Origin of the sequence: Kocuria massiliensis, from assembly GCF_900169715.1 — a bacterium.
Lineage (GTDB): Bacteria > Actinomycetota > Actinomycetes > Actinomycetales > Micrococcaceae > Rothia > Rothia massiliensis.
This window is the reverse complement of the sequence record NZ_LT835161.1, coordinates 43,296-67,861: the sequence shown is the minus strand read 5'-3', so window position 1 is coordinate 67,861 and position 24,566 is coordinate 43,296. Positions and strand designations below refer to the sequence as shown.

At 62.0% G+C, this 24,566-nt stretch carries 19 protein-coding genes and 1 tRNA gene; 10 read left to right on the top strand and 10 right to left on the bottom strand.

Features of this window, described 5'->3' with window-relative positions:
• Window positions 1–170: 170 nt before the first annotated feature.
• Window positions 171–257 (bottom strand) — tRNA-Leu (locus B9Y51_RS04615).
• A 348-nt stretch (window positions 258–605) separates the two neighbouring features.
• On the opposite strand from B9Y51_RS04615, the gene B9Y51_RS11325 reads away from it, so the two are divergent.
• The 7 genes from B9Y51_RS11325 to pknB are packed head-to-tail and all read left to right on the top strand — an operon-like array spanning window position 606 to window position 10,933.
• The gene (locus B9Y51_RS11325; RefSeq protein ID WP_245826065.1) at window positions 606–1,664 is read left to right on the top strand and encodes an FHA domain-containing protein; all 1,059 of its coding nucleotides are present in this window, start codon (window positions 606–608) and stop codon (window positions 1,662–1,664) included.
• Entirely contained in the window at window positions 1,664–2,161 is a 498-nt protein-coding gene (locus tag B9Y51_RS04600; protein WP_085528963.1) for an FHA domain-containing protein FhaB/FipA, read from the top strand. Before B9Y51_RS11325 ends, B9Y51_RS04600 begins: the two co-directional genes overlap by 1 nt.
• A gap of 5 nt (window positions 2,162–2,166) precedes the next feature.
• Window positions 2,167–3,963: a PP2C family protein-serine/threonine phosphatase gene (locus B9Y51_RS04595; RefSeq protein ID WP_048683262.1), complete on the top strand. Its 1,797-nt coding sequence runs from the start codon at window positions 2,167–2,169 to the stop codon at window positions 3,961–3,963.
• A complete protein-coding gene (locus B9Y51_RS04590; RefSeq protein WP_085528962.1) occupies window positions 3,960–5,456 on the top strand; it encodes an FtsW/RodA/SpoVE family cell cycle protein in 1,497 nt (498 codons plus the stop codon). The genes B9Y51_RS04595 and B9Y51_RS04590 overlap by 4 nt, the downstream gene beginning before the upstream one ends.
• Window positions 5,453–6,895, top strand: coding sequence for a peptidoglycan D,D-transpeptidase FtsI family protein (locus B9Y51_RS04585; RefSeq protein ID WP_048683265.1), 1,443 nt, complete (start codon window positions 5,453–5,455; stop codon window positions 6,893–6,895). The genes B9Y51_RS04590 and B9Y51_RS04585 overlap by 4 nt, the downstream gene beginning before the upstream one ends.
• Window positions 6,892–8,736: a protein kinase domain-containing protein gene (locus B9Y51_RS04580; RefSeq protein WP_085528961.1), complete on the top strand. Its 1,845-nt coding sequence runs from the start codon at window positions 6,892–6,894 to the stop codon at window positions 8,734–8,736. The genes B9Y51_RS04585 and B9Y51_RS04580 overlap by 4 nt, the downstream gene beginning before the upstream one ends.
• A 10-nt stretch (window positions 8,737–8,746) precedes the next feature.
• A complete protein-coding gene (gene pknB, locus B9Y51_RS04575) occupies window positions 8,747–10,933 on the top strand; it encodes a Stk1 family PASTA domain-containing Ser/Thr kinase (protein ID WP_085528960.1) in 2,187 nt (728 codons plus the stop codon).
• Window positions 10,934–11,001: 68 nt separating this feature from the next.
• Here pknB and B9Y51_RS04570 read toward each other — a convergent pair whose 3' ends face one another.
• Window positions 11,002–11,934: a hypothetical protein gene (locus B9Y51_RS04570; protein WP_085528959.1), complete on the bottom strand. Its 933-nt coding sequence runs from the start codon at window positions 11,932–11,934 to the stop codon at window positions 11,002–11,004.
• 88 nt (window positions 11,935–12,022) lie between these two features.
• On the opposite strand from B9Y51_RS04570, the gene B9Y51_RS04565 reads away from it, so the two are divergent.
• The gene (locus B9Y51_RS04565; RefSeq protein ID WP_085528958.1) at window positions 12,023–12,760 is read left to right on the top strand and encodes a hypothetical protein; all 738 of its coding nucleotides are present in this window, start codon (window positions 12,023–12,025) and stop codon (window positions 12,758–12,760) included.
• A gap of 29 nt (window positions 12,761–12,789) precedes the next feature.
• Here the strand turns inward: B9Y51_RS04565 and B9Y51_RS04560 are convergent, their stop codons facing one another.
• On the bottom strand, window positions 12,790–13,197 hold the full coding sequence (locus tag B9Y51_RS04560) for a nuclear transport factor 2 family protein (protein WP_143468004.1): 408 nt from the start codon (window positions 13,195–13,197) through the stop codon (window positions 12,790–12,792).
• Between the two features lie 46 nt (window positions 13,198–13,243).
• On the opposite strand from B9Y51_RS04560, the gene B9Y51_RS04555 reads away from it, so the two are divergent.
• Entirely contained in the window at window positions 13,244–13,726 is a 483-nt protein-coding gene (locus B9Y51_RS04555; RefSeq protein ID WP_158088251.1) for a MarR family winged helix-turn-helix transcriptional regulator, read from the top strand.
• On the opposite strand, the gene B9Y51_RS04550 is transcribed toward B9Y51_RS04555, so the two are convergent.
• The 6 genes from B9Y51_RS04550 to B9Y51_RS04525 form a co-directional block, all read right to left on the bottom strand.
• Window positions 13,695–15,149 carry an amino acid permease gene (locus B9Y51_RS04550; RefSeq protein WP_085528955.1) on the bottom strand — a complete coding sequence of 485 codons (1,455 nt, stop codon included), beginning with the start codon at window positions 15,147–15,149 and terminating at the stop codon, window positions 13,695–13,697. The genes B9Y51_RS04555 and B9Y51_RS04550 overlap by 32 nt on opposite strands.
• 173 nt (window positions 15,150–15,322) lie before the next feature.
• Window positions 15,323–16,663, bottom strand: coding sequence for a 4-aminobutyrate--2-oxoglutarate transaminase (gene gabT, locus B9Y51_RS04545; RefSeq protein WP_048683286.1), 1,341 nt, complete (start codon window positions 16,661–16,663; stop codon window positions 15,323–15,325).
• A 29-nt stretch (window positions 16,664–16,692) separates the two neighbouring features.
• Complete coding sequence (locus tag B9Y51_RS04540; protein WP_085528954.1) at window positions 16,693–18,123, bottom strand: gamma-aminobutyraldehyde dehydrogenase; 1,431 nt, start codon at window positions 18,121–18,123, stop codon at window positions 16,693–16,695.
• A 43-nt stretch (window positions 18,124–18,166) separates the two neighbouring features.
• On the bottom strand, window positions 18,167–19,642 hold the full coding sequence (locus B9Y51_RS04535) for an NAD-dependent succinate-semialdehyde dehydrogenase (protein WP_085529670.1): 1,476 nt from the start codon (window positions 19,640–19,642) through the stop codon (window positions 18,167–18,169).
• A 109-nt stretch (window positions 19,643–19,751) separates the two neighbouring features.
• Window positions 19,752–20,645 carry a universal stress protein gene (locus B9Y51_RS04530; RefSeq protein ID WP_085528953.1) on the bottom strand — a complete coding sequence of 298 codons (894 nt, stop codon included), beginning with the start codon at window positions 20,643–20,645 and terminating at the stop codon, window positions 19,752–19,754.
• Window positions 20,642–22,090, bottom strand: a complete 1,449-nt coding sequence (locus B9Y51_RS04525) for a flavin monoamine oxidase family protein (RefSeq protein ID WP_085528952.1) — start codon at window positions 22,088–22,090, stop codon at window positions 20,642–20,644. The genes B9Y51_RS04530 and B9Y51_RS04525 overlap by 4 nt, the downstream gene beginning before the upstream one ends.
• A gap of 138 nt (window positions 22,091–22,228) precedes the next feature.
• Here B9Y51_RS04525 and B9Y51_RS04520 point away from each other — a divergent pair, with 138 nt between their 5' ends.
• Window positions 22,229–22,951, top strand: a complete 723-nt coding sequence (locus B9Y51_RS04520; protein WP_085528951.1) for a TetR/AcrR family transcriptional regulator — start codon at window positions 22,229–22,231, stop codon at window positions 22,949–22,951.
• A 50-nt stretch (window positions 22,952–23,001) separates the two neighbouring features.
• On the opposite strand, the gene B9Y51_RS04515 is transcribed toward B9Y51_RS04520, so the two are convergent.
• Window positions 23,002–24,534: an APC family permease gene (locus B9Y51_RS04515; RefSeq protein ID WP_048683422.1), complete on the bottom strand. Its 1,533-nt coding sequence runs from the start codon at window positions 24,532–24,534 to the stop codon at window positions 23,002–23,004.
• Window positions 24,535–24,566 lie beyond the last annotated feature (32 nt).

The following is a 24,566-nucleotide window of genomic DNA, read 5'->3' as shown; positions in this document are numbered from 1 at the left end:
AATGCGACTTAAATCATTGCCTCGATTGATGACGGAAAGTCCATGCAGATCACGGCACATGTTCTCCCCCGCGAACAAGATGGGGGCCGACTGCATGTGGCTGTTGGTGACGCCGGACAACAAAAAACGGCTGGCCACCAAACTTTTCGTTTGATAGCCAGCCGAAGTGCTGGTGCGCGAGGGGGGACTTGAACCCCCACGCCCTCTCGGGCACACGGACCTGAACCGTGCGCGTCTGCCAATTCCGCCACTCGCGCAAGTGACTCGCGCTCCGAACATGCAGACACGCGAAAGACAACGTTGGATATTCTATCCAGAGGTTCGAGGAGGTGTCTAATCCAGCTCTCAGTGTCCTTCACCACGCACGCGGCTGACACGCTGTCCGACGACACTCGGTCTGATCCAGTCATCCACAGCCTGAAGTGGACCTGATATAAAAGCCGTCAAATCCACAGATGGCCTGAATCCATGGGCAAGTTGCACCATTCACCCTCTTTTCAGACTGGGTCTCTACTATCCTAGGGATCGAGGCCGTACGCGGTGGCGGTGCCCCATACCCAGAATTAGGGTTGCCCGGGCCGTGACCGATAGACCAGGAGGCAACCATGGGACTCATTGAAAACGTCGAGCGTGGCCTCGAAAAGGCCGTCCGAGGCGTCTTCAAAGCGGGGTCAAAAGGCCGGATCGAGCCGGTAGACGTCGCCAGTCGCTTGCGTTCCGAAATGGACAAGAAGTCCTACGCAATCGCAGAGGGCCGTACCATCGCGCCCAACGTATTCACCGTCGAATTCTCCGACGCAGACTTCCCCCGCGCCCAGGACTGGGGTTATGAACTCGCCGAGGAACTCTGCGACGTCGCGATTCGCCATGCGCGCTCCCAGGGATATACCTTGCGCGGCGCCGTCCGCGTGACCTTCACACGCACCAAATCCGATGAGTTGCAGAAGGGCGAATTCCTGGTCCTTTCTTCTCAGGAGCGCTCGGGGCGCTCCGCCGGACAGGGACGCGGTGGGGCAAGTGCCGCGGCATCGCCGGCCCGGCAGCAAACGCGGTACAACGGCGGACAGGACTACGGCCGCCGCCCCGAATCCCCCGTGGGCCGGCAGGCCACTCAAGCACCCACGGACCGTTCCGAGCACTATGCTCCCGGTGGGGCCCCGGATTACGGTCACTCCTCCGATGCCGCATATGCCGCCCCTGTGGCCGCCGCCGCGGCGTCGAATAGCTCGCTTCCGAGTGGGTCGTCACGCATCGCCCCTCGTACGCCGAGTAGGCGTGATCAGGCCCAGCAGTATTCCTCGCCCGACGCCACCCAGGTCATGAACGCGCCCGGCGGTCACGGAGCGTCTCGCCGAAACCCGACGAACTACAAGCCCGTTCTTGATATCAATGGCCAGCGCTTCTCGATCCAGGCGACCTCGATCGTTTTAGGCCGCTCCTCGGAAGCCGACATCACGATCGAAGACACCGGAGTCTCCCGGCGTCACCTGGAGATTCTTAATCAAGACGGCGTCTTCCTCGCCGTCGATCTTGGGTCCACCAACGGATCCACCATCGACGGCACGCGCTTGCGTGGACGTCACGAACTTGTGGACGGAACGGTCATTACAATGGGGCGAACCAAGATCACCTTCCGTTTGCTAGCACCGAGGAGTAGTCACTAATGGCCTCAGAGCTGACCGTAACGCTCCTCAGATTCGGGTTTCTCGCCCTTCTTTGGGTTTTTATTTTCGTGATCCTCGCAGGACAACGCCGGGATCTCGGCATCGGTCAAACGTTGAGATTCACCTCCCTCCCGGGACGCCGTCGTAAGAAGTCGTCTTCCAAGGCGCCGACGACCACCGGATCGCAAAAGCAACAGGCACCCAAGCGTCCGAGCCGCCTGACCATTGTTCAAGGCCCCGGATCCGGCACGATTCTCGATATGGGCGAATCCCCGGTGATGCTCGGGCGAGCCCAAGACTGCACCCTCCCCCTCGACGACGACTACTGTTCCGGACACCACGCACGCCTCTTCCCGCAAGGATCCCGTTGGTTTTTGGAAGATCTTGGGTCCACCAACGGCACCTTTGTCAACGGTCAGCGCCTCACCCGCGCGAGCCTCATCGAACCGGGCGTTCAGTTCACCGTGGGTAGAACCGTCTTCGAACTGAGGCCCTGACTTCGATGAATATCGCCTTCCGCTACGCCGCGCGTTCCGATACCGGTCGCGTTCGCAGCAAGAACGACGACTCCGCCTACGCGGGTCGCTACCTCGCCGTCGTCGCTGACGGCATGGGCGGCCACGTGGGCGGCAACGTCGCGTCCGCTTCGACCGTCCTGGATCTGACCCCGCTGGACCGTAGCGACTACGACGGCGATGCCGGAACATTCCTCGCCGACGAGATTCAAACGGCGAACATCATCCTGAACCAGCTCGTGAAGCTCAATCCCCTCCTGGCCGGGATGGGCACCACATGCACCGCACTCCTCGTCGACGGCGACGAACTCGAGCTTGCCCACATCGGCGATTCGCGCGCATATCGGCTCCGCGGGGACACGTTTGAGCAGATCACCACGGACCACACCTTCGTACAGCGGCTGGTCGAAGAAGGCCGCCTGAGGCCTGAGGACGCCGAGAACCACCCCCACAAGAACGTCATCATGCGGGTGCTGGGCGACACGGATGCCTCCCCCGAACTCGAGCTGAAGCGTGTGGACGCCCAAGTCGGCGATCGCTGGCTCTTGTGCTCCGATGGCCTCTCGGGTGTTGTGTCCGACGAGGTCATCAAGTCTTTGCTCGGCTCCTCCAACGACTTGCAGCATATTTGCGAGTCCCTGGTGGAACTCACGCTCGACGGCGGCGCACCAGACAACGTCACCATCGCGATCGTGGAGGTCAACGAGGCATCCAATCTCGCGAATGCCGTCACGAGCCGCCTGGACGCCGTCGGGCAAGATAGCCGCGCCGACGAGCACCAAGAGGGCGTTTCCGAGGAGCCCCAGCCCGAGGGAATGCCAGCCAGTGCGGGTGTTTCGGCCATCGATGATTCCGGTAACGACGTGCGGGACACCGATCAGGAATGGCCCAAGTTCCTGGATGAGGATTCTTCCACCGCCCCCTGGGAAGAAGAGAACCCAGAGACGGGCGCGAGCGACATCTCGCAGGACGATTCGGACGACGATCCCGTCCGTGCCCCCTGGCGACGTCGACTCCCGCGCCAACATGGCGGGAAGCCAGGCCACACCTTGCGTCACGGCCGGTGGCGCGGCGATTCCTTCTCGGATTCCGTCCTTAACGTGATGACCCAGCGCTCCGGTATGGACCTCGAGGAAGCGCAGAAGCAGGACGAGAGCACGGCTTCCGTCCTGCGACGCGAGCTCTCCGAGCGCCCTCACCTCTTGGTCGGGGCCGCGGCATCCGCGACGCACACCGGGCAGATTCCCACCGTGACCGACTCGACCGTGCAACGGCGAGCCACCCTGGCCCGAACCACGTCGATCGATTCCGACGAGGGCGAAGAGATTCCCGATGAGCTCCTCGAGGAGATGGACCATCCGAATCGCCACAAGCGGCGATGGGGACTTGCCCTCTTCATTTGGGCGTTCATCGTGGTGTTGCTCGCGGGTGCTGCATGGGCGGGTCTCGCCTGGGTCAATAACCAGTACTACGTCGGCGAGAACGACGGTAAGGTCGCTATTTACCGTGGGGTGGACCAGTCGCTCGGACCGATCCATCTCAATAGCATCGAGCAAGACACCGACGTCAAGGTCAAGGACCTTCCGGAATACTCGAAGAGCCGAGTGACCAGCGGTATTCACGCGAATTCCGTGGACGAGGCCAAACGAATCATTTCCGACCTCAGCCTCGACAAAGATTCCACCTCTGCGCGGCCCACGCCTCACGGCACGGTGTCCAGCGCGGCGCCATCCAGTAACGGGCAACCATCCAATTCCAGCGGTTCAGGAGGGGACGGCTCATGAGCACCCAAACTCACAGTGCGCACAGCGCCGACCAGATCTCCCCCGAGGAACCGCAAGTGCCCAAACCTCGGCGGTTCTTCGAGCTCTTCCTGTTACTTATTTCCTGGATCATCGGCATTGGGGCCATGTGCCTGGTGGACCTCGAACGGACGGCCGCATGGGACGGCCACATCATCGGAGCCGCCCTGGTTCTGATCGTGGGATCCCTGCTGATTCACGTGATCCTGCACGTCAAAGCCAAATATGCGGACCCCTTCATCCTGCCCATCGTCGTCGTGCTCAACGGCATTGGATTGACGATGATCTACCGGATCGACCTCACCACGACGTCATCCGTCATCGGCTCGCAGACAGCCTGGAGCGCCTTCGCCATGGTCGGTTGCGCAGCGGTCCTCTGGTTCCTGACCAACCACCGAATTCTCCTGCGAGTCACGTACATCTGTCTCGCCGTCTCGATCTTCTTACTCCTGCTCCCCTTGGTTCCCGGCCTGGGTCAGGAAATCAACGGGGCGCGCCTTTGGATCGCCATCGGCGGCCGGACCTTCCAGCCAGGCGAGATCGCCAAGATCACGCTCGCTATATTCTTTGCCGGCTATCTTTCGGCGAACCGCGACCTGATCTTGCTGGCAGGGAAGAAGATCGGCAAGGTCCGTTTGCCGCGGTTCCGGGACTTCGCACCCTTGTTCGTGGCGTGGCTCGTGAGCATCGGGGTCTTGGTGGTTCAACACGACCTCGGCTCGGCGATCCTCTTCTTTGGCCTTTTCCTCGCGATGTTGTACCTCGCGACCAACCGCCTGACCTGGGTGGTCTTGGGACTGGTGTTGGTCGCCGTCGGCCTCGTCTTGGCCTACAACACCATTAGCCACGTAACCGTCCGCATCGACTCATGGGTGCATGCCTTCGACCCTGCGGTGTACAACCAGCAAATCGGCGGATCCGGGCAGATCGTTCAAGGCCTATTCGGTCTGGCTTCTGGAGGGCTCTTCGGCAGGGGGCTTGGCAACGGACGGCCCGACCTCGTCTCCTTTGCGAATTCGGACATGATCATCACGACGATCGGCGAAGAGCTGGGGCTCCTCGGCCTCGGCGCCATTCTCATGATGTTCCTGCTCCTGGTGTCGCGAGGATTCCGCGCCGCGATCGGTACCCCCGATGCCTTCGGCAAGCTCCTCGCGGCCGGCCTGTCCGCCGCCATGGTGTTGCAGCTCTTCGTCATCGTCGGCGGCGTCACGCGTTTGATCCCTCTGACGGGTCTGACGACGCCGTTCATGTCTGCCGGTGGTTCATCGTTGCTCGCCAACTGGACTATTGCCGGTCTACTCTTGGCGATCTCACACTCTGCTCGGTCGCCGCGCGTGGTCAACGACGACGCGCAATCCGAGCCGATCGCCGACACCGGGGAGCTGGGTGCCACCGCAGCCATCTCCCGCCTTGGAAAACCCACTCATGAGGAAACTGCTTCTTCCCCACATTCAGCAGGAGGTCACTCGTGAACCAGGCCATTCGTAGGACGTGGCTTGCTGCGGCAGGAGTATTCATCCTGCTCGTCGGTTCCCTGACATACGTTCAGTACTTCCACGCAGACGCGCTGACGGCGAACCCTTGGAATAGCCGCCAGCTTTACGACGAGTACGGTTCTGCGCGCGGTTCGATCCTGGTCAATGGGTCTCCCATCGCTCAGTCCGTGCCCACCGACGACAGCTTCGGCTACCAACGGCAATACTCCCAGACAGACGAGTACGCCGCCCTGACCGGGTATTTCTCCATGGTCTACGGATCCACTGGTCTCGAATCCGCGCTCAACGACGAGCTCTCGGGCAAGTCAGATTCGCAGTTCTACGACCGCATCGCCCAAATGTTCTCGAACCAAGAAACTCGCGGTGCCTCGGTCGAACTGACCATTGACCCCAAGCTTCAAGCCAAAGCCACCGAGTTGATGCAAGGTCACAAGGGTTCCATCGTCGCGATGAACCCGAAGACGGGCGAAATCAAGGCCATGGTGTCGACGCCGAGCTACGATCCCAACCAGCTCGCGGCGCACGACTCCAAGTCAGTGATTCAGGCGTACTCGGAACTGAACCAGGATCAAGATAAGCCCTTGTTCAACCGTTCGATCGGCGGGGACCTCTACTCCCCTGGCTCCACCTTCAAGATCATGGACGCCGTCGCCGCCCTGGAATCCGGGAAGTACAACAAAGATTCCACGCTGGACAACCCGCAGAATCTCCCCCTGCCCGGCACCAGCACTACATTGCCGAACTACGTGAATGGCCAGTGCAGCACGCGCGACAAGGCGTCCATCCAGTGGGCCCTGGAACAGTCGTGCAACACCCCGTTCGCGCAGATCGCAATGGACCTCGGGGAAGATAAGATTGCCAAGACAGCTCAAAATTTCGGGTACGGCCAAAAGCTCAACATCCCGATGAGCGTTACTCCATCCAACTTCCCCAGTGGCATGTCCAAGAGCGAGCTTGCGTTGTCTTCGATCGGTCAGTATGACGTCAAAACCACCCCTCTTCAGGTGGCAATGATGTCCTCCGCCATCGCCAATAACGGCGTCCAGATGAAGCCGAACATGGTGAAAGCGGTTCGGTCCAATAGCCTGAGCACCCTGTACGATTTCTCGGCCGAGCAGTTGCGGCAGTCAACGTCCCCCGACGTGGCGCATCAGGTCCGTGACTGGATGGTCAGTGACGTCGACAATGGCATCGCTTCCGGCGCCAAGATCGACGGCACCAAGGTGGCCGGAAAGACCGGTACGGCCGAAACTGGAACCGCAGGAAATAACGAAGCGTGGTTCACCGGATTCGCTCCGGCCGACGATCCGCAGCTAGCTGTTGCTATTGTCTACGAAGACGTAGATGCGGTCACCGGTGCCCAACTGACAAGCCCGGGAGCCAAGCAACTCTTTGAGGCGGTGTTGAATCAGTGAGGCCCTCATCTTCCACGACCCTCGGCGGTCGCTACGGCCTGACCGAGCGCATCGCCGTCGGTGGCATGGGCGAAGTCTGGAAGGCCAAGGACAAAGTCCTCGGTCGCATCGTCGCCGTGAAAATTCTCAAGGAGGAATACACGGGCGATCCCGGATTCCTCGAACGTTTCCGGGCGGAGGCGCGCCACACGGCGTTGCTTAACCACCCCGGTGTCGCCAACGTCTTCGATTACGGCGAAGAAGAAGGCTCGGCATACCTCGTCATGGAGCTCGTTCCCGGCGAGCCGCTGTCGAACATCATCGAGCGGGAGAAGACGCTCACCGCGGACCGGACGCTGAACATCATCGCCCAGACCGCACGAGCTCTCGCTGCGGCACACGCTCAGGGTCTCGTGCACCGAGACGTCAAACCCGGCAACATCATGATCACGCCCGACAACCGCGTTAAGGTGACCGATTTCGGCATCGCGCGACTGGCGGATCAGGTGCCGCTCACGGCAACCGGCCAAGTCATGGGCACGGCTCAGTACCTCGCCCCGGAACAAGCCACGGGACAGACCGCGACCGCGTCGTCGGACCTCTACTCGTTGGGCATCATCGGGTACGAGTGTCTCGCAGGGAAGCGCCCGTTCACCGGCGAATCCCAGATTGCGATCGCACTGGCCCAGGTCAATGACCCGCCGCCGCCGTTGCCGAAGTCTGTGCCGGTTCCCGCTCAGGCCATGATCATGTGCCTCCTGTCCAAGGACCCGGAGCAGCGGCCGGCCAATGCGACGACGCTTGCGAGCGCCGTCGACGCGATTCGCCGCAATGACCTCAAGGCGGCCGTCAAGGCCGTTCCGGGCCTCTCGACCTACCTGCCCATGAGCACGGATACCGGTGTGACCCAGCCGCTCACGGCCCCAACCGAGGCCATGAATAACGGGGGCACCACCCGGTTCGGCTCGGGCGCCTCCGCCGCCGGCTACCAGACTCAGCCGACCACCTCGCAGTTGCCGACGGTTGGCGAGCCCCGGTCCTTGAAGTACCAGGGCGACTACGCGGATTCTCGAGACTCCAAGTCGTCTAAGGGGTCCGCCGTTTGGAAGTGGCTCGTCCCGGTGCTGGTCTTGCTCCTCGCAATCGGCTTGGGCATCTGGTGGATCGTCCAGGCAGGCTCCGGAACCGGGGCAGAGGCGTCGCCGGGGGCCAACGGCACGGTTTCCTCGGCAGCGTCGTCGACGACGTCGTCCCAGGAGCCTTCAGGATCGAGTTCCAGCTCGACCAAAATGGTTTCGGTGGACGTGAGCAAGTACAAGGGTAAGAAGCTCGACGACGTCGTCTCTCAGCTGGCCAGCCTGGGGCTCACGGTGCGTTCCGAGGGCCAGAATTCAGACCAACCCGAAAACTCAGTGCTGGATGTTTCCCCGAGCGGCGAGGTTGCCGTGGGATCCAACGTCACGGTGGTGTACTCAACGGGACCTGAAACGGTGAGCCTTCCCAGCTCCATGGTGGGGCAGAACGCGGATTCCGTGATCCAGGAGATCACCAAGATGGGTGTCAACGTCACACGACACGAACAGGCCTCGAATGAGCAGTCTGCCGGCAAGGTCATCCGTACCACGCCCGCGGAAGGCACCAAGGTGACCGTCGGCTCAAACGTGGATGTTTACGTCTCGACGGGATCGGATTCGACGCCAACACCGACGCCGTCCTCCAGCCCCTCGCAGACCGCGAACCCCACGCCGTCGTCAGCGAACACTTCGCAGTCCTCCAGCCCGAACGCTGCAGGACAGAAGCAGAATTCTTCGAACCAACAGGGTGAGCAGGCCGCAGGCACCACCCACGGAACCAACGGGTGATGGAATCTCTATGACAGTGCGCGTCCCTCGCATTCTCGATAACCGGTACGAGCTCGGAGAGATTCTTGGCTCCGGCGGCATGGCCACGGTGTACGCCGCGGAAGATACCCGCCTAGGTCGCCCGGTCGCCATCAAGGTGTTGCGACCCGAGCATGCCAAAAACGCCGTGTTCCGCACCCGGTTCCGCCGGGAGGCTGAGGCCATTGCGTCGCTGAACCATCCGACCGTCGTCGCCGTGTTCGATACCGGCACCTTTCGGCCCATGACGGCCGAGGAAGCCCATGCCGATCCTGATGCGACCGCGCCCATGCCTCAGGTCAAGGCGGACACCCTCGAAGGTGACGACACCATTCTGAAAGATCAGGATGATGCCGACGCCGTCCCCTACATTGTCATGGAGCGTCTCAGCGGAACCACGTTGAAGGCCGCGATGTCCCGCGAGGGTCAATTCCCGTTTGATCACGCCCTGAGCTACGCGGATGGCGTGTTGGACGCCTTGCGCTACAGCCACGAGCACGGCATCATTCACCGCGACGTCAAACCCGCGAACGTGATGGTTTTGGACCGCACCGAAGAGGACCGTGCCCTCGACCGACCCTCACGCATTAAGGTGATGGACTTCGGCATCGCCCGAGCGATGACGGAAAGCGCCAAACCGCTCACCGAAGCCCAGACCATCATGGGAACCGCCCGCTATATCTCGCCCGAGCAAGCGCGCGGCGAGACCGTCGACGAACGTTCGGACCTCTACGCGGTCGGTTGCCTTCTGTATCAGATGCTCGCCGGGCGTCCCCCTTTCGAGGGCGACTCCAGTGTCGACATTGTGGGAAAACACCTGCGCGAAACCCCCGCTCCGCCGAGCGAATTCCGCAAGGACATCTCGCCCGCCCTCGATGCGCTCGTGCTCAAGGCCCTCGAGAAAAACCGGGCCGACCGTTTCCAGTCGGCCGAGGATTTTGCGTACGCCCTCGACAACGCCTCACACGGCATCAGCGTTGACCACGCCGGTTCCAACGAGGAAGAACCGACGCAAGCGATCGGCGGGGTCACCGGCATTGCCGCTGGAGTCGCCGCTGCCGGTGCGGGGGCTGCGGCGTCGCGGGCCGCCGACAGGCACGAACAAGCCAACGATGACGAAGCCTACGAATCCTCACTGGTCTCGAGCGAAAACGCCGGCCCGGACGACGACTCCGGGTATACCACGAGCGACGGCTCAGAAACCCAGATGGAAGACGCCAACGTCTCCGGTTTCTTTCCGTCGGCTCAGGACGAGTACACCGACGAGGAACTCTACGAGTACGAGCGAAATAAGGCCCTTGCCGCAAAGAAGCGACGCCGTACGGCCTGGAAAAACGTGATCCTCGGACTCATCATTTTCCTGCTCGCGGCCACGGCCTTGGGAGCTTGGCTCTACTACCAAAACCAGCTCAATAAGCCCGTTTACGTGAACGTCCCAACCGTCGCGAATCAGGCCGAACAGCAGGCCGAAGACAACCTCCGCAATGAAGGCCTCAAGGTCAACGTCAAGGAAGACTTCTCCGACAAGGTCGAGTCCGGCCACGTGATCGGCACCGACCCGGTCGACGGGACTCAAGTCGAGAAGGACTCTACGGTGACGTTGAAGGTCTCCAAGGGACCTTCCTCGGTGACGATTCCCGATGACCTCGCGGGGCAGTCCGAAGCATACGTGCGATCCCGGCTGGAGGAGTTGGGGCTCAAAGCGGGACGAGTACAAAACGCCAATAGCGCGTCGGTTCAAGCCGGCATGGTGATCGGGACCGAACCCAAACTCGGAGGTCAGGCGGCCGCCGGGAGCACGGTGGATCTGATCCTCTCCACTGGCAAGGTTCAGGTTCCGAGCGTCGTCGGGCTCAACCGTGACGCCGCCATTGCCACACTGACGAGCCAAGACACCTTGCTCTCGACGGAAATTGTGAACCAAGATTCCAGCGAACCCGCCGGAACCGTGATTCGGCAGTCGGCCCAGGCTGGCACCTCGGTCCCTCAGGGATCGACGGTGACGATCACCGTTTCTTCCGGCCCCAAGGCGACCCCGGCGCCTGCGCCGTCGTCGTCCCCATCGTCAGGGCCCTCTTCGGATAACAACTCGAATGACAACTCGAAGCCGAGCAGTAGCCCGTCGTCTTCGGCCCCGGAGCCATCCAAGTCCTCGGAGCCGAAGCCCAGCAAGAGCTAAATCGGGCTGGTAGCTGCACCTGTTGAGGGTGACGACGTCGGGCATACGACGGCGTCACCCTCAGCGGTTTAAGCGGGCTTCGGTCCATTCGTGGGATCTTCGACGCGTGTCGAGGGAGGCCTGCGCAGGTTGGATGCCGGGGTTTCCGGGCGGACCAAGTCGATCCGACGGGTAGCCAGTTCCTCGCGAGACGCGGCCTTGGAGATATCTGTCCGAGAATCCAGCGCCGGGGTCATTCGACCGGCCGCTTCGGCCCGACGGACGGTGAGCTCCTGGCCCATGAACCACAGGCGCAACACGATCGTCGTCACCCATCCCGCCACGATCACCACGAGCGCCACAGCGAAGATATATCCCCTCGCCGATCCCAAGGCTTCAAACCAACTCAGGATGCCGGCGGCGATGAGCACGTACATGGTTCGACGACTATTCATCGGCCCTTGCAGGAAGGTGCCGATCTCGCCCAGTTCCCCTAGGGCCGTGAGGTACGGGGCGACGACGGCCAGCAGGGCTGCGGTCCAGGCAAGGGTCAGACCGGTGTCGAGATGATCCGACGTGAGCCAAACCTGACGTGTGGCAGCGCCCGCGGCAAGCAGCAAGAGGACGTCGGCGGCCGCGTCGATAAGGTTCACCGGAATGTCTCCGATGCGACGGTTCCCCGCCACTTTGGTTCGGAGCGATTCCAGCACCACGTTTCCCGCAAGCCGGAGCCCCAGGAGGATTACGGCGAGCAACGACCACCAGAATCGCGCTAGGTCCGATCCGGCCCACGCGCTGAGGGCCAAGGTCAGCGCCGCCAAGAGCCCGCTTCCGGCGGCCACCAGCGATAGCTTCCGTGGCGGGATTCCGGCTCGATGGGCTGCGTCAGCGACCTTCACTAAGGCATGTCGCGTGTTGTCGGGAATTCCGCGGCCCACGGATTCCACCGTCTCCCAAGGAACGGAGACTCGGGCCCAGGGCGCGGTTCGAGGTCGGTCAGTGCGGCGAGTGCTCTCCTCCATGACTCCTGCTTTCTGCGGACGAGCGATTGATAGGTCCAGCATAAGCGGCGGGTAGGGTGAATGGAGGACACCAATCGAAGGAGCACAGATGGGGTTTGTCCCGAAAAAACAGAAGCGTCGCAGCGAGTGGCAGATCTCCCTCTCGCCGGACGAGACCAAAAAGCGCCGTCACGAGGCCAAAGAACGTCAGAAGGCCATCGCCGAGCGATCCACGAGGTCGCGAGGAACGCACAACGGCTCCGCGAAGAACGGCTCGAATTCTGCTCGCTCGGGTGCACTCCGCGCTCATGTGGTGGCCTTCGGCCTCGGTATCGCCGACGGTGCCTTGGGCGTCATCTCCCCCGAGGTGTGGACCACCAACCTCGCGGTGCGTCATGCCCGGCGCGGGCTCTCCGCCACCATCTCAGCCACGGCGGGTTCCCTTGTGGGAGGCGCACTGACGTATTACCGCGCCCAAGAACTCGGCAAGCGCCGCACCCGCAATGAATTCTTGGACCGTCCCGGCATCACCGCCGAAACACTCTCCCTGGTGGAACGTGAGTCCAAGAAGTACGGTGCTCGCGCCGTAATATCCGGGCTCGTCGAAGACATCCCGTACGCCGCCTACGCCCGAGAGCAGGGCCTTCGGGATGCGGATCTCCAGGAATTCTTGGGCTGGTCCGCTGTCAACCGACTGACCCGCTTTGGCGCACTGACCGCAGGAACCGCCGTCGCCTCAGGTTTAGCCCACGGCCTGGCCCCTCGCCTCACGAAAGTGGCGGCACCCGTAGCACTCAATGCCGCATGGATCGCCTATTACAGGTGGCGTTGGGCCAAGTCGGCGTAACCGCACATCGAGAGCTCGTGGCAGGGCATCTAGGCCTGCCCGAGCCCTCGATCCCTTTCTGAGCCCTCGGTCATCAGGGTGACCTCTTGAAGCTCGAGGAACCGTCCGTCCTGATCTCGACGCGCGAATACGTACACTTCCTGAACGGTCGATTCGCCATTCCTCTTGTGGATTCGGAGGATGTGGTGATCCGCGTACCGCTCACCCTCGACGAGTTCACTCGCCACGGTGATATCCATGCTTTCGACGACGTCGCGCACCCTCGAAAGATGGGAAACGAATTCATCCCGGGTTGACCACGACCCATTGGTCCGTTGCCGGTAGCCCCGGGCGAAATACGTCTCAACGATCTCTTCGAGGGGCACCCGCCGTTGGTTGAATATCTCATCAAGCATCTTTTTCATCAGGGGCCGGCCCACCTCAGTTATGTGCATCATGCACAGAACATATCAAATATGTGCATATTGCACATATAATTCGGCTATGTCACAGGAAGCACATGAGATCTCCGCAGCGCTAGGTGCAATACTCAACCAAGGTTTCAGAACGTCCCTCTACGCCGAACTCACCGCCGGAATTCACGAGGGCTTCGATGCGGGCACGTACACGACCCTGAGCGCCTTGGAACGCTGTCTCGGAATAGAGGAGTCCGTCAACGCGGCAACGGTGGCCCGTCACCTGGGCCTCGACCGCAGCGTCGTGAGTCGCCGCTGCTCGTCCCTGACCGCGCAGGGTCTCCTCCGGGTCGAGCGTTCTCCGGACGACGGACGTCAAGCGCTGCTTTCCCTCACCCCAGCGGGTCATGAGGCGATGGACATGGCTCGTTCTCGGCTCAGGAGAGCTATCGACGCGCGAACGTCGGGGTGGACGGTCGACGAGAAGACTACGTTCGCAAGACTTTTGAAACGCTTCACCGACGACGGCCCACTGCGACTCAGCCGCGCTGAGCCGCCTTCCGCTTCTTGAGCCCGCGACGGACGAGGGGCCAGAAAATCAACAATACGAGGGTCGCAATGAGGCTCGTCCACACCTGACTCCGGCCATCCGGCGTCGTCAGCATGACCACCAGGACAAACGCGACGCCTGCCATCAGAAGCAGATTGAGCCACGGGTGGAACCACACCTTGAGTTTGAGCCCCGCACGCTCTTCCGGCGTCATCTTGCGGCGCAGGTTCATTTGCGTGAGGGCAATGAATACGTACACGAAGAGTGCGACGAGTCCCGCGGAATTCATGATGAAGTCGAAGACACCGGAATCCGGTGCGGCGAAGTTAACGATGGTGGCCACCACGCCACCGGTCGTCGAGGCCAAGAGCGCCATATAAGGGACGCCTCCGCGAGAACGGCGGGTCACAAATTTGGGCGCGAATCCCTGGTCTGCGAGGGCCGCGAACATGCGCGAGGCCGAATAGAGGCCGGAGTTCAACACCGAGAGCACAGCTGTGAAGATGATCAGCTGCATCACCAAGTCGGCCCCGGGAAGCCCAAACTTCGCAAAGGCCAGGGTAAACGGAGCTTGCGAAACGTCGCTCGGCACCGGGAGTTCATCCCACGGAATCACGGCGGTAATCACCAGGACCGCACCCACGAAGAACAACAGGATGCGCCAAATCACCGTGGACGTGGCCTGCCGAATTCCCTTGGCGGGGTCCTCGGATTCGGCCGCGGCCATCACGGCGATCTCGGTCCCGAAGTAGGAGAAAATCACCAAGGCGACGCCGGTAAAGGCCACCCCGAAACCGTGCGGCGCAAATCCTCCATGTTGCCAGAGGTTACCCACCGAGAAGTCCGCGTGCGGCCACCATCCCAGCGCGAAAAGCACGCCCACCACGAGGAAGACGACAATGGAGATGACTTTGATGCTCGCGAGCCAGAACTCCACCTCGCCGAAGGTCCGCACCGAGATCAGGTTGGTGCCCACGAAGAGCGCCAAGAGGGCGAAGGATCCCGCCCAGGCCGGAATCGCCGGGAACCAGCCGTGGAGGGTCTCTCCACCCAGAACGGACTCGTACGCGAGGACGCCCACCCAGAAGTACCAGTAGAGCCAGCCCACGAGGTAAGCCGCCCAGTCGCCGAGCCCTTCTCGCGCGTACTCCATGAACGAACCGATGGCCGGACGCGCGGCCGCCATCTCGCCGAGCATGCGCATCGCGAGGAAAACCAACAAGCCGCCGATGAGGTACGAGACCACGGCGGCTGGGCCCACGGATCGGATGACGTTGCCGGAGCCCACAAAGAGGCTCGCGCCGATGATTCCACCGAGGGTAATCATCGTGACGTGTCGCGATTTGAGCTTGTGTCCGTTCGGTTCACCGGACCGAATACGGCGAGCAGTGGAACCCATCGATGTTTGAGGCGAAACGGGCTCATCATAGGGGGAATGACTCATGGGGGATATTCTGGTCAATTTGCACGGCCCCTGTCGCATTTTCTTGAAAATATTTATTGATGACGTGCGCCCACTTGCACATGACACGTCCTTTTACTTCACATACGTCGACGGTGCGCTCCCTCCCTCGGAAGGTCGCGCACCGTCGTCGTGATGTTCGGGGCTTCTCGGGCTTAGACCGAGCGGATGCCCTCCACGAGAACTGCCAAGGCCTCGTCGAGGAGGTCGTCGCCGATCGTGAGCGGGGGAAGCAAACGGATGATATTTCCGTACGTTCCACAGGTCAGGATTACGACGCCGCGTTCGAGGCAGTAGGCCGCAATATCCTTCGCGGCTGAGGGATGCGGCTTTTTGGACACGGAATCCGAAACCAGCTCCACGGCCATCATGGCGCCACGGCCACGCACTTCACCCACGATGTCGAGTTCATCGACCAACGGTTCGAGCGCGCTGCGAACCGACTTCTCAATAGAGGCGGCGCGTTCGTTGAGGTTCCACTCCTCCATGGTCTCGATCGAGGCCAAGGCGGCGGCGCACGCAACGGGGTTGCCGCCGTATGTGCCACCCAGGCCACCGGGGCCCACGGCGTCGAGCAGATCGGCACGGCCGGTCACCGCGGACAACGGCATGCCTCCCGCGATGCCTTTAGCGAGCGTCACCAGGTCGGGTTCGACTCCCTCGTGATCGACGGCGAACCACTTACCCGTGCGGCAGAATCCCGCCTGCACCTCGTCGGCGATGAACACGATGCCATTTTCACGCGCCCACTCGGCCAGTCGAGGCAGGAAACCTTCCTCCGGAACGATGAATCCGCCCTCACCCTGGATGGGCTCAATGAGAATCGCGGCAACGTCCTGTCCGCCGATTTGCTTCTCGATCTGCAAAATCGCGCGCTCGGCGGCTTCCTTCCCGTCAATCTCCGCGGGTTCGCGGTACGGGTAGCTCATGGGCACGCGGTACACCTCAGAGGCGAACGGACCGAACCCACGCTTATAGGGCGCGGCCTTGGCCGTGAGCGCCATCGTGAGGTTCGTGCGGCCGTGATATGCATGGTCGAACACGACGACGGCGTTGCGCCCGGTGGCCGCTCGAGCCACCTTGACGGCGTTCTCCACGGCCTCGGCACCGGAGTTGAACAGCACGGAACGCTTCTCGAAATCACCGGGGGTGACTTCGGCGAGCTTCTCCGCCACCGCAACGTACCCTTCGTACGGGGTCACCATGAAGCAGGTGTGCGTAAAGTGCTGCGACGCCTCTTGAACGGCCTCGACGACCTTCGGGGCGGATGCGCCGACCGAGGTCACGGCGATGCCGGAGCCCAGGTCAACCAGCGAGTTTCCGTCGACATCGACGATCACGCCGCCGTCGGCGTCGGCAGCGTACACCGGAACGGACGAGGCCACGCCGCCCGGCACAACCTTGGCGCGGCGATCAGCGAGGGCCTTCGACTTGGGGCCGGGGAACTGCCCGTTGAGTCGGATCTCCTGAGGGAGACGGTATGAAATCTCGGTCATGAATGAAGCCTCTTTCTGGCGAAGTACGGTTAGGCGCTGAGGTCGTGCATCACGTGCTTGACGCGCGTGTACTCTTCGACGGCGTACATGGACAAATCCTTGCCGTGGCCGGAATCTTTGAATCCGCCGTGCGGCATTTCCGCGGCGAGCACCACGTGAGTGTTGACCCAGACGCAGCCGAAATCGAGGTCACGGGAGACCCGCATCGCGGTTCCGTGATTCGAGGTCCACACGGAGGAGGCCAAGGCGTAGTCGACGTCGTTGGCCAGCTCGAGGGCCTCTTCCTCATTCGTGAACGTCTGCACGGTCAGGACCGGAGCGAAGGTCTCTTCCTGAACGATCGGATCGTCTTGGCGGACGCCAGAAATCACGGTCGGTTCGATGAAGAAGCCCTTTTCTCCCAGCTGCTTGCCGCCGCATTCAACGACCGCGTGCTCGGGCAGGTTTTCGAGCTTACCCATGACGGTGCGGAAATGATTCACATTGTTGAGGGGGCCGTAATAATTCTCGGCGTCGTCCTCGGAACCGGTCTTGGTCGCCTTGGCGGCCTTGACCAACAATGCGGTGAACTCCTGAGCTACGGACTCCTCAACGAGCACTCGGGTCACGGCGGTGCAGTCCTGCCCCGCGTTGAAATATCCGAATTCCGTGAGCATTTGGGCCGTGCGCTCGAGATCGGCGTCGGCGAAGACGACTGCGGGCGCCTTGCCGCCGAGCTCCAAATGGGTCAGCTTGAGGTCCTTCGCCGCAGACTCAGCGACGGCCCGACCAGCCCGAACGGATCCGGTGATCGCGACGAGGCGAGGGGTCTTGTGCCCCACCACCTTGGCGCCCACCTGTCCGTCGCCCAACACGATATTCACGACGCCGGCGGGGAAAATCTCCGAGATCAGCTCGGCCAGAACGAGGGTGGATTCCGGGGTGGTGTCGGAGGGCTTGAGGACCACCGTGTTCCCGGCGGCCAGTGCCGGCCCGAGCTTCCAAATCGCCATGTCCAGCGGGTAGTTCCACGGAGTGACCTGTCCGACGACGCCGATCGGCTCGCGGCGTACGTACGAGGTGTGGTCCTCGACGTACTCCGTGGCGGCCTTCCCCTCGAGCGCACGGGCAGCACCGGCGAAGAACCGAATCTGGTCTGCGCCTCCGGTGACCTCCTCGGAGAGGATGGTCTCCCGGGGCTGCCCGGTGTTTCGGTACTGGGCGTCGGCCAGACGCTGGGCGTTGGCTTCCATGGCATCGGCAAGGTCCAGCAACATTTTTTGACGTTCCGAAGGAGTCGTCTTGCGGAAGGTCGTGAAGGCCTTCGCGGCCGCGGCGTAGGCGGCGTCAATGTCCTGATCGGTCGAAATCGGGGAGACCGCGACGGTCTCACCGGTGACGGGGCTGACGATGTCGAGGGTCTCCGTCGCGGAAGATTCCACGAATTCGCCGTTGATGAAGTTCTTGAGTCGGGTGACCATAAGGTTCCTCCTACTGAATATCTGGGTGAAAGTCGGGGGGGTATCAGTGCCCTGCGTAGGGGTCTTTGATGCCGATGTATTGGATTGTGGTGTATTCGTCGAGGCCTTCGGCCCCGCCTTCGCGGCCCAAGCCGGACTGTTTGACTCCGCCGAACGGCGCGGCCGCGTTGGAGATAACGCCCGCGTTGAAGCCCATGAGGCCGAAATCGAGGTGGTCGGAGACTCGGAACATGCGCGAGATGTCTTGCGTGTACACGTACGAGGCCAGACCAAACTCCGTGGCATTGGCCAGCTTCATCGCTTCTTCTTCGGTCGAGAAGGTCACGATGGGTGCTACCGGACCGAAGATTTCCTCGGTGATGACTCGGGCGTCGCTTGGCACATCGGCCAGGACGGTCGGCTCGTAGAAGTAGCCGGCACCCTCCCCTGCCTTCCCTCCGACGAGCACTTTCGCCCCGCGTTCGGTGGCGTCGTCGACGAGCTCGGAAATGGACTTCAAGGCCTTGGCCTCGACGAGCGGACCGCAGGTGGTTTTCTCGTCCAGTCCGTTACCCATGGTGAGCTCCGAAATCTTCGCGGCGAATTTCCGGCCGAATTCCTCGGCCACGGATTCGTGCACGAGGAACCGGTTGGCCGCGGTGCAGGCCTCGCCGGTATTCCGCATTTTGGCACCCATCGCCCCAGCAACGGCGTCGTCCAGGTCAGCGTCCTCGAAGACAATGAACGGCGCGTTCCCACCGAGCTCCATGGAGGTGCGCAACACGTTCTGCGCGGCCTTGGCCATCAGCTGTTTGCCGACCTCCGTCGATCCTGTGAAGGAGACCTTACGCAACCGGGAATCATCCATGATCGGATTGGAGATCGCCGAAGCCGAAGCACCCGAGACGACGTTGAGGACACCCGCCGGCAGACCGGCGTCGAGCATCGTCTGAGCGAAGTATTGGCTCGTCAAAGGGGTAAGCCGGGCCGGTTTGAGGACCATCGTGCAACCAGCGGCCACGGCAGGGGCGACCTTCCGGGTTCCCATGGCCAGCGGGAAATTCCACGGCGTGATGAGCAAGCAAGGGCCGACCGGCTTGCGGACCGTCAACATCCGCAGGTTGCCCTCGGGCGTTGGGGCGTATCGACCGTAATCACGAACGGCTTCCTCCGAGAACCACCGAAGAAATTCACCGCCATAAACGACCTCGCCGCGGGCCTCGGCCAGGGGCTTGCCCATCTCGAGGGTCATGAGCGTCGCGAACTCTTCCTTGCGCTCTTGCACCAGGTCAAAAGCACGCCGGAGGATGTTGGACCGTTCCCGCGCGGGAGTTGCGGCCCATTCGGCCTGAACCTCGCATGCAGCGTCCAAAGCGGCACGGGCGTCGTCGCTCGTGCCCGAAGCCAAACGTGCGATCGTCTCACCGGTTGCGGGGTTTTCGACGTCGTACGTGCCGCCGTCGGAGGCATCCCGCCAGGTTCCTCCAATCAACAAGCCGGTGGGAACGCGAGCGAGCAAAGCATCAACATCGATGGCCATGGTCTCAACCTCTTTCGTGTGTCCTATGGCAGGGATCGTACCCTCGTTAACCATTAGGAAAAATTTGTTTCATGATATGCCAGAACGGCCCGAATCGCCTCTGGCCGGGCTAGATGGCCTTCATCTGACCGGTCCACGGTTGAGACTCGGAGCCATACCGCCCCGGGTGGTAGTCGCGTGGGACCACCACCACTGGGATCGGCAGGCGCGAGAGTATCGCGGTCGTCGTGGTCGACAGGAAGAGTTCACCGCGCTGAGCCAGCTTGGATGAACCGGCCATCAGGATCGCGCCCTCCTCCCACTCGACCGATTCCACGGCCTCCGCAATACCGCGGCCATGACCCACGACGACCTTCAGCTTCTCGGGCTCCTCCGGACGGACGCTGGAATCGGCCACGAGCTTCTCGACCGCCGCTTGCGCGCGACCGTCGTCTTCAGCGGAGGAACCGTTCACCATGCACACCAGCCGAACGGGCAACTCCGTGCGATTCAGGGTCGCGATGGCTTCCTCAACCAGGCCGATCGAGTCCACCTTGGGGCTAACAGCGCAGTCGATCGAGGTGATCGACGTCGATTCTTTGTAACTACTGGGGGCCATGATCACCGGCAACGTGGCGCGGTGCAGCAACGCATTGCCGACCGATCCGATGCCGTGCCACAGCCAAATGCTGTGCGACGATCCACCAACGATGATCGCCCCGGCGTTAACGACCTCAGCCATCTCCATGAGACCCGCCGCGACATTCGCCGAACGCCGCAGATGATATCTGGCGGTGACGTCCTCCGGGACCAGGGAGGCGGCCTCGCGCAGCCACTCTTTGGCCTGACGCTCCACCAATTCCGTGTAGTTGCCCATTCCCCGGAGCACGCCGGTGTAGGCATCCTCCACTTTGAGGACGAGCACCACATCGAGCTCGGAATTCATGGACCGCGCGAGCGCGATGCCCAGATTCAGGGCGTCGCGTCCCTTCTGATCCGCGGTATAGCCGACGACGTATTTCATAGTGAATCCACAATAACGGCGGCGGTCTTTTGCCCCATCCGGACGGCTCCGTCAACGTGCTGGTAGCCCTCCGCGGCAATATCCGAGCAGGACCAGTGGATCGGGCCGACCGGCTCGGACTGATCCATGCCGTAACGATGCAGACCGCCGAGATCGTAGCTCGCGGCGTAGGCCCCACGAGTCCATTCTTCGTTGCCCCAGTCGGACTCGTAATAGACCACCGGGTTCTTGGCTTCTTCGCCCAGCAGTTCGGCGATGGATTCGAGGATGGCTTCCTTGCGTTCCTGCTCGGACATCGCGAAGACGTGGTCCGCCTTTTCGTCGGACACGAATCCCACGAGGGTTCCACGCGCTTCTTCCTCGCCGGTGGCAGGGTCCACGTTGGTGTTGTCGTAGACCTCCTGGACCAGGGAATCGGCAGAGAATGCGGTACCGGAGAGGCCCTTAGCCCGCCAGAACGGGGTCTCGTACACGGCGTGCACCTTAATAACGAGGCCCAGGGACTGATGCTGATGCAACTGGTGTTGGCGACGCGGGAGAGCCGGGACGTAGGAAATGCGGCTGTAGAGGTTGGGCGGAACCGCGACGACTGCCCGGCGGGCATGCACAATTACGCCGGCACCGGTGGCCTCGCCCGATTCGGAGAATTCCTCAGCCTCGACCAAAACCGGGTATTCGCCCTCTTCCTGCCACCGCAACACCCGCACAGGGTGACCCGTGATGACGTCTCCCCCGAGGCGCTTCGCCATGGCCTCGGAGACGGACTGCATGCCACCAATGACGCGCTTATCCAAGATGAAATCTTCATCCACAAGATTCGAGAACGAACCCGCCGAGGCCGCCATCAGCACGGCCTGTAGTGCGGAGAAGGCGTGGGAAGGCTTGGTGAGCATGCCACCGGCCACGAAAAGGCCGATGTTATTGCAGGCCTCTTCGTCCGACGATTGCTCCCGGAGCCAATGGTGGAAGGAAATGGTGTCCAACTCGCGCGATTGGGGGTGAGCCCAAGGCTCGTGCGGACCGATCTCCGCCGCGAGATCGTCCAGAAGGTCGATCAAACGCTGCATTTCCTGCTCGGTCTCATGGGAAACCGGGAACATCTCGCCGGTGTACTGCGTCACCGTTCCATCCGGTGCGCGGTAGATGCCTTTGCCCTCGCGGTAGCGCGAGAACGTGCCCAAGCCGAGTTCTTCGACGAGGTCTGAGAGCACCGTTTGATCCGGGGAAATCCACTGACCGCCGATCTCCAAGAACGCGCCGTCCACGTGCTTCGACCAGGTGCGCCCACCCACACGCTCGCGGGCCTCCACCACGGTGACGGTCTTGCCGGCTTCACGGAGCTTGGTGGCAGCGGACAAGCCGGACGGTCCCGCGCCGATCACGACGACGTCGGACTCGCGGACCGTCCATGAGGAGTGCTGAGGATTATGGGGATTGGCGTTCATGATTCGACCTTTCGGGGAATGCGTTGGTACTAAACGAATCAGTTTCGTTTATATTATCGGTGCCTCTGACCTTTGTGAAGTGAGGAGGGGGCTACTGCCACGTTTTTGTGGAAATCTCCGCCGGGTAAAGTCTTCGGTGTGGAAACCAAGGCGACGAGACGACGAGGGCGACCGCCCCGCAGCATCCTGAATTCCGAGACGATCGTGCGGACGGCTCGGGATCTCATGGAGACCAACGGGGAAAATTTCACGATGACGATGCTGGCCAAGCGCCTTGGCGTCGCGGTCTCCTCGCTGTACAACCACGTGGAATCTCGCGATGAGATTTTCGCGAAGATTTCGGACGACGTCGTCCGGGGCATCGACGTTCGCCCGCTGAATCGATTGGCGAGACGCATGGACCGGGTCGCCGGCGGAGCGCCCGATCCTGCCGAAGCCGCATCCGCGTGGCGTACCGCCGTCGAGAAATGGGCTCGCTCGTACTACCGGGCCTTTGCAGCCCAACCCTCCGTGGTGGCAACCCTCGCTCTGACGCCGGTGGCCGAAGCGCCTCAGACCCTGGTGATGTATGAGGCCGTGACCAGGGGTTTCCTCGCCGCAGGCTGGCCGGAAGACCAAGTGTTGCGCGTCGTCGAGACGTTGGAGTCGTTCTTGCTCGGAACCGCCATCGATGCAGCCGCGCCCTCCGACATCTACTATCCCGGTGAACAGAAGGACGAGTTTCCGGTGATGTCCCGGCTGTACGCCGCCCGTGCCCATCTCAGCGGGCCTGAAGCCGCCGAGGAGGCTCTCGACGTCGGCCTCACCAGCATCATGGACGGGCTTGAGGGGCGGCTGCGCGAGACTCTCTCCGCCGCCTGAACCACCGAAAGTTCGCCCCCGCAACACCGCAAGCAGCCCGATCTCCGACATCACGACTGATCCACAGATCCCGGCGCGATGACGTTTTGACCGCGGAAGAAGGTCGGCAGCTTCCGGGACAGCAACAACATCACGACGACGCCCAACACGAGCACGCCCATCCCAAGGTAAAAAACGAGGCCGATACCAAAGAGGGACGAACCGGATCCGTAGGACGGGTCGAAAGAATCGATCGTGGTCTGCACGAAGAACACCAACAGCATGACCCCGCCCAGCAGCGGCCCGACGAACTGGGTCAGGATGGTCCGCGCCGAGGAGAAGGCGGTCTTGCGGAAGTACCAGACGCACGCGAGCGCCGTCAGCCCGTAGTAGAAACAGACCATGAGACCCAACGCGGAAATCGTGTCCCACAGGACGTCTTCCGAAACCACGCGCATGATCGCGTAAAACAAGGTGGCGATGACGGTGGCCGTGACGGTCGCGGCGCTCGGGGTTTGGAATTTGGGGTGAATTCGGGAGAGCCGCTGAGGGAGCGCTCCGTAGTAGCTCATCGAGAGCATGGTGCGGGCCGGAGAAACCATCGTCGACTGCAACGACGCGATCGATGACATCAGCACGGCGATGGACATGAGAATTCCGAGCGGGCCCAGAACGGGGGTGGCCAAGGCGGCGAACACGTTTTCCTGGATGTTTCCGTTGGTGAGCCCAAGTTGACCATCGCCGACGCCGGAATATGCCAACGTTGCGCACGCGACCAGCAGGTACAGCACGACGACGATGCCGATCACGAGCAAAGCCGCCCGACCCGGCGTCTTATCCGAACCCTCGGTTTCCTCATTGAGCGTCAACACCGTGTCCCATCCCCAGTAAATAAAGACCGAGAGGGATAGGCCGGCCGAGAATGCGGAGAAGGAATCTATGTGGAGGGGGTTGAACCATTCCAGGCTCGGCATATGACCGTCGAAAGCCGTGCCATTTCCGACGTGGATGAAGGCCACCACGGTGAACGCGAGCATGACGAGAAGCTGGAAACTCACGAGGAATATTTGGAATCTCTTGGTCTCTTCGACGCCGCGATAGGAAACCACACACGCCCCCGTCATAAACACGACGCAGGTCAGGATGTTGAGAGGAATGTTGCGCGTCAAATCCGCGATCGCGTCGTTATGGAAGATCTGGGAGAGCAGTAGGTAAAAGAAGTCCACACCGATTCCGGCGAGGTTTGATAACACCAGAATCGTGGAGGCCAACAAACCCCAGCCGCCCATCCAGCCCACCCAGGGACCGAAAGCTTTGGTCGCCCAGGTAAAGGTGGTTCCCGAATCCGGCATGGCCGAGTTCAGTTCTCGATAGCCCAGCGCGACCAGCAACATTGGGATGAACCCGAGCAGGAACACAGCCGGGAGGTGAAATCCGACCACCGACACGGTCGGGCCGAGCGCACCCGACAACGTGTAAGCCGGAGCAATGGTGGAGACGCCGATGACGGTCGCCCCCACCAAACCGATACTGGCGGCGCTGAGCCCTTTGGCTTGCCGAGCGATGTCTCGATCGACGGTGGTGGAGGCGCCCTGCTTCGACATGGACACGACGGGGGAGGTCGAGGTGTGGATCG

Coding starts and splice junctions, on each gene's coding strand:
- B9Y51_RS04565 (WP_085528958.1), top strand. CDS start 12,023: ATGGGGTTTGTCCCGAAAAAACAGAAGCGTCGCAGCGAGTGGCAGATC.
- B9Y51_RS04515 (WP_048683422.1), bottom strand. CDS start 24,534: ATGTCGAAGCAGGGCGCCTCCACCACCGTCGATCGAGACATCGCTCGG.
- pknB (WP_085528960.1), top strand. CDS start 8,747: ATGACAGTGCGCGTCCCTCGCATTCTCGATAACCGGTACGAGCTCGGA.
- B9Y51_RS04550 (WP_085528955.1), bottom strand. CDS start 15,149: ATGAGTCATTCCCCCTATGATGAGCCCGTTTCGCCTCAAACATCGATG.
- B9Y51_RS04590 (WP_085528962.1), top strand. CDS start 3,960: ATGAGCACCCAAACTCACAGTGCGCACAGCGCCGACCAGATCTCCCCC.
- B9Y51_RS11325 (WP_245826065.1), top strand. CDS start 606: ATGGGACTCATTGAAAACGTCGAGCGTGGCCTCGAAAAGGCCGTCCGA.
- B9Y51_RS04540 (WP_085528954.1), bottom strand. CDS start 18,123: ATGGTCACCCGACTCAAGAACTTCATCAACGGCGAATTCGTGGAATCT.
- B9Y51_RS04530 (WP_085528953.1), bottom strand. CDS start 20,645: ATGAAATACGTCGTCGGCTATACCGCGGATCAGAAGGGACGCGACGCC.
- B9Y51_RS04600 (WP_085528963.1), top strand. CDS start 1,664: ATGGCCTCAGAGCTGACCGTAACGCTCCTCAGATTCGGGTTTCTCGCC.
- B9Y51_RS04525 (WP_085528952.1), bottom strand. CDS start 22,090: ATGAACGCCAATCCCCATAATCCTCAGCACTCCTCATGGACGGTCCGC.
- gabT (WP_048683286.1), bottom strand. CDS start 16,663: ATGACCGAGATTTCATACCGTCTCCCTCAGGAGATCCGACTCAACGGG.
- B9Y51_RS04555 (WP_158088251.1), top strand. CDS start 13,244: ATGTCACAGGAAGCACATGAGATCTCCGCAGCGCTAGGTGCAATACTC.
- B9Y51_RS04560 (WP_143468004.1), bottom strand. CDS start 13,197: ATGATGCACATAACTGAGGTGGGCCGGCCCCTGATGAAAAAGATGCTT.
- B9Y51_RS04595 (WP_048683262.1), top strand. CDS start 2,167: ATGAATATCGCCTTCCGCTACGCCGCGCGTTCCGATACCGGTCGCGTT.
- B9Y51_RS04535 (WP_085529670.1), bottom strand. CDS start 19,642: ATGGCCATCGATGTTGATGCTTTGCTCGCTCGCGTTCCCACCGGCTTG.
- B9Y51_RS04570 (WP_085528959.1), bottom strand. CDS start 11,934: ATGGAGGAGAGCACTCGCCGCACTGACCGACCTCGAACCGCGCCCTGG.